Below are 6,331 nucleotides of genomic sequence, written 5' to 3' on the forward strand. Positions count from 1 at the left end.
GGCAGGTACTCGACGCCGCTGGCATCGGTGCGGGCGGGCTCGTGCACGTAGCGGCCGTACTCGGGGATGGGGTAGTTGTTGGCCAGCTCGTGCAGGCCGGCGGCGGCTTCGGGGCCGGTGATGACCGGGCCGTGGCCGCAGCCAATGGCTTTTGGCTCGAGGGCGGCCAGGGTTTGTACGGATTTCTGAGCGGCTTGCCAGTCGTAGTTGAACGGGGTGCCGGCGCGGCTGATGTCGGGCTTGCCAATGAGGATGGCCGGGACCGAGTCGTGGTTGGTGGTGGCGAAGGCATCGGCCCCAATCAGTACGCGGTCGGCGTCGCGGAAGAAGGCGATTTGGCCGGGGGCGTGGCCGGGCACGTGCAGCCAGCGCCAGTTCATGAGGAAGGGCGTGCTGGGGTCGTCGGCGTCGAGGGCCTGCACCCGGTCTTCGAGGTTGGGCAGCTGGGTGGGGAAGAAGCGGCTCATGAAGGCCAGCGAGCCGCCCACGGTGGGGTCGCGGGGCGGGTAGAGGGCCTGGCCCGTGACGTAGGGCAGCTCCAGCGGGTGCACGATAATGGGTACGTTCCAATGGTCGGCCAGCTCGCGGGCCGAGCCCAGGTGGTCGAGGTGGCCGTGGGTGAGGATGATGGCTTCGGGGTGCGAGCCGGGATAAAATAGCTCGTCGGCGGCGGCAATGATGGTTTTGGCGCTGCCGGGCAGGCCGGTATCAATCAGCACCCACTCGCCCGGGGTACCGGTTTCGACGAAGTAAACGTTGACAAAGCGCTGAATGCGCAACTGGGTGACGCCGGCGGCTACGGTATCCATAGGGCTTGGGGTTGGTGAGGGGTAGGAAGGTTAGCTGGCAGGGAATACGGCAAAAGGGCGGGGGAGTGTTCCAAAAAAATAATTTCGGCCGGGGCTGTAACGAACCGGCACCGCGCCGGTAACCCCTTCGCCGCCTCCTCCAGGCAACCCCAGCTGGCCGGGGCGCATCATCTCATTCAACAGTCCAACCTTCAATTTCTCAACCCATGAAAACCCTGCTTTCTGCAATTGCCTTGCTGGCCGCCTCGCTCGGCGCCCACGCCCAGACCGCCGAACCTACCTTCGAGTCGACTTGCAACAACTACAATAAGTGGACCCGCAACGGCAAGGACATGCAGCAGTTCTGCGAAACCCGCGACCTGACCATGCCCGCCCCCAGCGGCAAGCCTCTGCAAGTGGACGGCGGCCCCAACGGCGGCATCACGGTGCGCGGCTGGGATGGGCCCAACGTCCGCATCCGGGCCAAGGTGCAGGCCTGGGGTGCCAGCGAAACCGAAGCCGCCGCCCGTGCCCACCGCATCAGCATTGCCGCCCAAGGCAACACCATCAGCGCCGCCGACCCCGCCAAAGACCATGACTGGAGCGTGAGCTACGAGATTTTCGTGCCCCGCACCACCGCCCTGGCCCTGAACACCACCAACGGCGGCATCAACATTGAAAACATCCAGGCCGCCATTCGCTTCGAAACCACCAACGGCGGCGTGAACCTGGCCAACCTGGGCGGCAGCGTGAAGGGCGAAACCACCAACGGCGGCCTCACCATCGAGCTATCGGGCCGCCAGTGGCAGGGCCAGGGCCTCGACGTGGCCACCACCAATGGCGGCATTCACTGGAAGCTACCCCGCACGTACTCGGCCCGCTTCCTGACCAGCACCAACATGGGCGGCATCCGCACCGACCTGCCGGTGACGAAAACCGGCATGTTCCACAAAGAAGTGGAAACCAGCCTGGGCCAGGGCGGTGCCACGGTGAAGGCCGTGACCACCAACGGCGGCATCAGCGTAGACCAGACGCGGGACTAGCGGAGGGTGATTTTTTCTGAACAACAACAGACCGTCATGCTGAGCTTGTCGAAGCATGACGGTCTTCTATGTTAGGCGTTCCTGGCTGTCGCCCCAGCGTCAGCAGCCGCAGCTGAAATCGGGATAGTCGGCGTAGCCGGGCGCGGGCTTATCGTCGAGGCGGATGAGGTGGTCGAGGCGGATTTCCTCGCCCGATTTCAGGCGCATGTATTCCACCTTGTCGCGAATGAACAGGGTGTCAATTACGCCCGAGCCCAGGCAGAGCTGGCGCAGGTCGTTGAAATACTGCAGGTCGACGCGGCGGCGCTGGGTGGCGGCGCCTTCGAGCAGGTCGTAGTAGTGGCAGTCGATGGGGGTGTAGTCGGGGCTCATGGGAATAGCTGGAAAAGCTGAAGCGGTGCGTAATTGCGGGCAACATACCGCTACCTAATGTTACGAAGAATCATTGCCGCAGGAATTAGTTTGGCGGCGCTGTTGCCGCAAGCCGGATACGGGCAGACGGCGGACCCGGCCAAAACCACGACTGCAACCACGAGCGTGCCGCTGCATCTGCCGCTGCTGTTTTCGCTGAACGTGCTGCCCCAGCGCCTGTCGGCCGATGACTCGCTGGCCCGGCTGCACTATGCGCGGCACCGCGTGAAAACGGTGGTGACGCGGCGGGCCGGCCGTTCCGATACGACGGACTACATCGAATTGGACCGCCGGGGGAATCAAACCCTGGTTGCCAAGCCGTATTTCGGCCAGCACCGGCGGCAGCGTTTCGATAAGCAAAACCGCCTGGTGGAATTGACCATGATTCCGAAGGCTGGCGACTACCCCGGCGGTCAAACCGTGTTCGAACCGACCAGGCAGCTCTACACGACCTACATGCTGGGCGTGCAGACCGCCCCCGTACTCTGGCAGCAAACGCACCAGTCGCGCCGCGGCGATACCTTGACAATTGATGCACTGTTCCAGCCTTTGCCCGGGATGGCCGGCGGCCAGGCTCGCCAGCGCCTGCTGGTGCGCAGCTACCCCTGCGGCCGCGATACCACCTGCTCGCTAACTGTGGCCTACGACGCGGCCGACCAGCCTACCGAGTTTCTGGCGAACTACGCCGTGAGGCAGGCCGGACGAGTAGTGGAATCCGGACAACTGGATTTCCGGCCTGTGCCCACGGCGGCTGCGCCGCCGGCCGCTGAATTGCGGCGGCGGGCCCGGTACCAGCGGGCGCGGTTTATACCGGAAAACCGCTACGAATACGATACCCGGGGCCTGCTCGTGCGCTCCACGTATCTGGCCGATACAACGGCGGTGCCCGACCGGCCCGCAAAATCAAGTGCTGCGGATAGCAGCTGGTTGATGAGCGTGCGCAGCGAAACGCGCCTGCGGGGCTACGCCACGCGCTACGTGCGCAACACGGCAGGGCAGGTGACGCGCGAGGAGCGCACCTACCAGCTGCGTTCCGGCAAGGCCGATGCCACGGTCGGGCAGATGTACCGACCATCGGCCATCGAGTACGAATACGATGCCAGGGGCCTGCTGCTCCGCAAAACCGACAGCGCCGGTCTGAATGGTAAGCCCACGGTTTATGAGTTTACCTACGGCTACTACTGAGCCAGCCTGCCATACCGGGAAGACCAGGAACGAGGGGAGCGATAGGTGAGTAGTGGGTGGCTGGTAGACGGTAGCGCATCCAATGGCGTTGTTCTATCTTCGCTGCACCACCCAATCCATCCCACCCTCATGACCACCGAAACCGCTACGCCCGAGCTCAACCTCGAAGCCACCTCCCTCTCAACTGCCTCTCAGAAACACGACGGCCAGCGCCCGATGTTCTACGAGTTTAAGCCCTCGGAAACCGTGAAGGCGAAGCACGGCACCGAACTGCGCTGCAAAACCTGGGAGGCCGAAGCCGCCCTGCGCATGCTGGAAAACAACCTCGACCCGGCCGTGTCGCTCGTGTACGATGAGCTGATTGTGTACGGCGGGGCCGGCCGCGCCGCCCGCAACTGGAAGGAGTACCAAATCATCGTCAAAACCCTCAAGGAGCTGGAAGCCGACGAAACCATGCTGGTGCAGAGCGGCAAGGCTGTGGGCGTGCTCAAAACCTGGCCCCACGCCCCGCGCGTGCTCATCGCCAACAGTAACATCGTGCCCGCCTGGAGCACCCAGGAATACTTCGACGAACTCGACAAGCTGGGCCTGATGATGTACGGCCAGATGACGGCCGGCTCCTGGATTTACATTGCCACCCAGGGCATTTTGCAGGGCACCTACGAGACGTTTGCCGCGATGGCCGACAAGCATTTCGGCGGCAGCCTGCGCGGCACCATCACCGTGACGGCCGGCCTGGGCGGCATGAGCGGCGCCCAGCCCCTGGCCGTGACCATGAACGACGGCGTCTGCCTCGTCATCGAGCCGATTGACGAGCGGGTGAAGCAGAAGGTCCGCGAAGGCTACGTCGACGAGCAGGCCCGCGACCTCACCCACGCCCTGGAGCTGTGCGAGCAGGCCAAAGCCGACGGCAAAGGCTGGTCGGTGGGCCTCACCGGCAACGCGGCCACTGTGCTGCCGCGCCTGCTGGAGTTGGGTTTCCAGGCCGACATCGTAACCGACCAAACCTCGGCCCATGACCTGATGGACTACATTCCAGAAGGCGAGATAGGGGAGGTGCTGGCCCTGAAAGCGGCCAACCCCGAGGAGTTTAAGCGCCAGGCCCTGGCCGCCATCGTGAAGCACGTAGAAGCCATTCTGGAGATGCAGCGCCGCGGCACCATTGCCGTGGACTACGGCAACAACCTGCGCGGCCAGGCCGAAAAAGGCGGCCTGAACGTACGCGATGAAAACGGCCAGTTCCTCTACCCTGGCTTCGTGCCCGGCTACATTCGCCCGCTGTTCTGCGAGGGCAAGGGACCGTTCCGCTGGGCCGCCCTCTCCGGCGACCCGGCCGACATTCTGCGCATCGACCGCGCCCTGCTCGAAACCTTCCCCGACAACAAGCTGCTGGCCCGCTGGATTGAGAAGGCCCAGGCCAAGGTGCCTTTCATCGGTCTGCCGGCCCGGGTGTGCTGGCTGGGCTACGGCGAGCGCGAAAAGTTTGGCCTCGTCATCAACGAGCTTGTGGCCCGGGGCGAGGTGTCGGCCCCCATCGTCATCGGCCGCGACCACCTCGACTGCGGCTCGGTGGCCTCGCCCAACCGCGAAACCGAAGGCATGAAGGACGGCTCCGACGCCGTGGCCGACTGGCCCCTGCTCAACGCCCTGGCCAACTGCGCCAGCGGCGCCGACTGGGTGAGCCTGCACAACGGCGGCGGCGTAGGCATCGGCAACAGCACCCATTCCGGCATGGTGATAGTAGCGACAGGAACCCCCGAAAAAGCCGAGCGCCTGAAGCGGGTGCTCACCACCGACCCCGGCATGGGCATCTTCCGCCACGCCGACGCCGGCTACGAGCTGGCCCAGGATGTGGCCCGCGAGCGCGGCGCCAAGATTCCGGGGCTGAAATAATGCGTGATAAATAAATTCTGAAAGCCGGTGGAAACGAGTTGTTTTCACCGGCTTTTTACTTGAAAAACGACGTATGCGTGTACTGATTCCTGTTCTTTCGCTGGCAATTCTGGTGGGTTGCTCGGCTGATAAGCAGCAGGTGCCTGCGGGTTTTGTGAAACGCACGGTGACGCTGGTTAAACGGCTTTATGTGCCTTCACCAACGGGTACTATCACCCTGAATGTGCCCGTCAAATACGACACGCTGCTGGTGTGGCTGGATGTATCGGATAATCAGATGTCGGACAAGCCCAAATACCGATTCACGAGCTCGAAAGGCTGCCTGTTGCAGGAAAGCGGCTTTTTTAAGTGGGAGGGCACGTACTGCCAGGACAGCCTGGACCGGCTGACCATCGAAACGCAGATGAATTACGGGAGTGATGAAACGCTGGAGGCAGTGGAACGCCGAATTCGGAACCAAGACGAGCGCAACAAGGCCGTAGGCGCGGTGCCAACGGTGTGGAAATCGAAAAAACTGGCAACCATCAACGGCCGGATTTTTTCAATTGTCGAGTTCTTTGGGGTGGGGAGTTTAGGGGTGGCGAGTTTAGCGGCCGAGCCCTACCGGCAAATCGTCGCGACGACCACCTTGCGGCAGGCCGACCGCGGCTGGGAAGTGCGGTTTCAATTCGACTGCAAGCGGAAACAGTGTGTCAATTTTGCCCGGGATGCCTACTCCACCATCCAGTCCATTCGGATAGACTCCCTGGCCAGCCATCGGGAGCACTGACCAATGACGCAGGGCAGTAGCGCCCGTTGTTCCGGCAGCGCTGCGCATCTTGCGCTGCTTTTCCGGGCGGGTATTTCCGCCCCCACATTCAGTTCCTTTCCTGATGAAAACCCTTTCCGGGCTAACTCCCGTCTTCCTCGCGCTGGCGGCTTGCCAGAGCAACCCAACCACGTCGCCCGCCACTACCAGCGCGGTCCCGGCTACGGCCAGTGCCCCGGCCCTCACGCCGCCGCCTGCTGCCG

At 63.4% G+C, this 6,331-nt stretch carries 6 protein-coding genes; 4 read left to right on the plus strand and 2 right to left on the minus strand.

Annotation, left to right across the window (positions count from 1 at the left end):
* Positions 1-809, minus strand: an 809-nt coding sequence (locus ACYVDE_RS12240) for an MBL fold metallo-hydrolase (RefSeq protein WP_460501830.1), incomplete at its 3' end; no start/stop codon positions are given.
* Between the two features lie 206 nt (positions 810-1,015).
* Here ACYVDE_RS12240 and ACYVDE_RS12245 point away from each other — a divergent pair.
* Positions 1,016-1,831, plus strand: coding sequence for a DUF4097 family beta strand repeat-containing protein (locus tag ACYVDE_RS12245; protein WP_460501831.1), 816 nt, complete (start codon positions 1,016-1,018; stop codon positions 1,829-1,831).
* 99 nt (positions 1,832-1,930) lie between these two features.
* Here ACYVDE_RS12245 and ACYVDE_RS12250 read toward each other — a convergent pair whose 3' ends face one another.
* Positions 1,931-2,203 carry a hypothetical protein gene (locus tag ACYVDE_RS12250; protein WP_460501832.1) on the minus strand — a complete coding sequence of 91 codons (273 nt, stop codon included), beginning with the start codon at positions 2,201-2,203 and terminating at the stop codon, positions 1,931-1,933.
* 165 nt (positions 2,204-2,368) lie between these two features.
* On the opposite strand from ACYVDE_RS12250, the gene ACYVDE_RS12255 reads away from it, so the two are divergent.
* From ACYVDE_RS12255 to ACYVDE_RS12265, 3 genes are all read left to right on the plus strand, one after another.
* A complete protein-coding gene (locus tag ACYVDE_RS12255) occupies positions 2,369-3,427 on the plus strand; it encodes a hypothetical protein (RefSeq protein WP_460501833.1) in 1,059 nt (352 codons plus the stop codon).
* 129 nt (positions 3,428-3,556) lie between these two features.
* Complete coding sequence (gene hutU, locus ACYVDE_RS12260; protein ID WP_460501834.1) at positions 3,557-5,320, plus strand: urocanate hydratase; 1,764 nt, start codon at positions 3,557-3,559, stop codon at positions 5,318-5,320.
* A 73-nt stretch (positions 5,321-5,393) separates the two neighbouring features.
* Positions 5,394-6,089 (plus strand): hypothetical protein, encoded by a 696-nt coding sequence (locus tag ACYVDE_RS12265; RefSeq protein WP_460501835.1) that lies wholly within the window; start codon positions 5,394-5,396, stop codon positions 6,087-6,089.
* The last annotated feature ends 242 nt before the right edge of the window (positions 6,090-6,331 follow it).

Source organism: Hymenobacter agri (genome assembly GCF_054778495.1).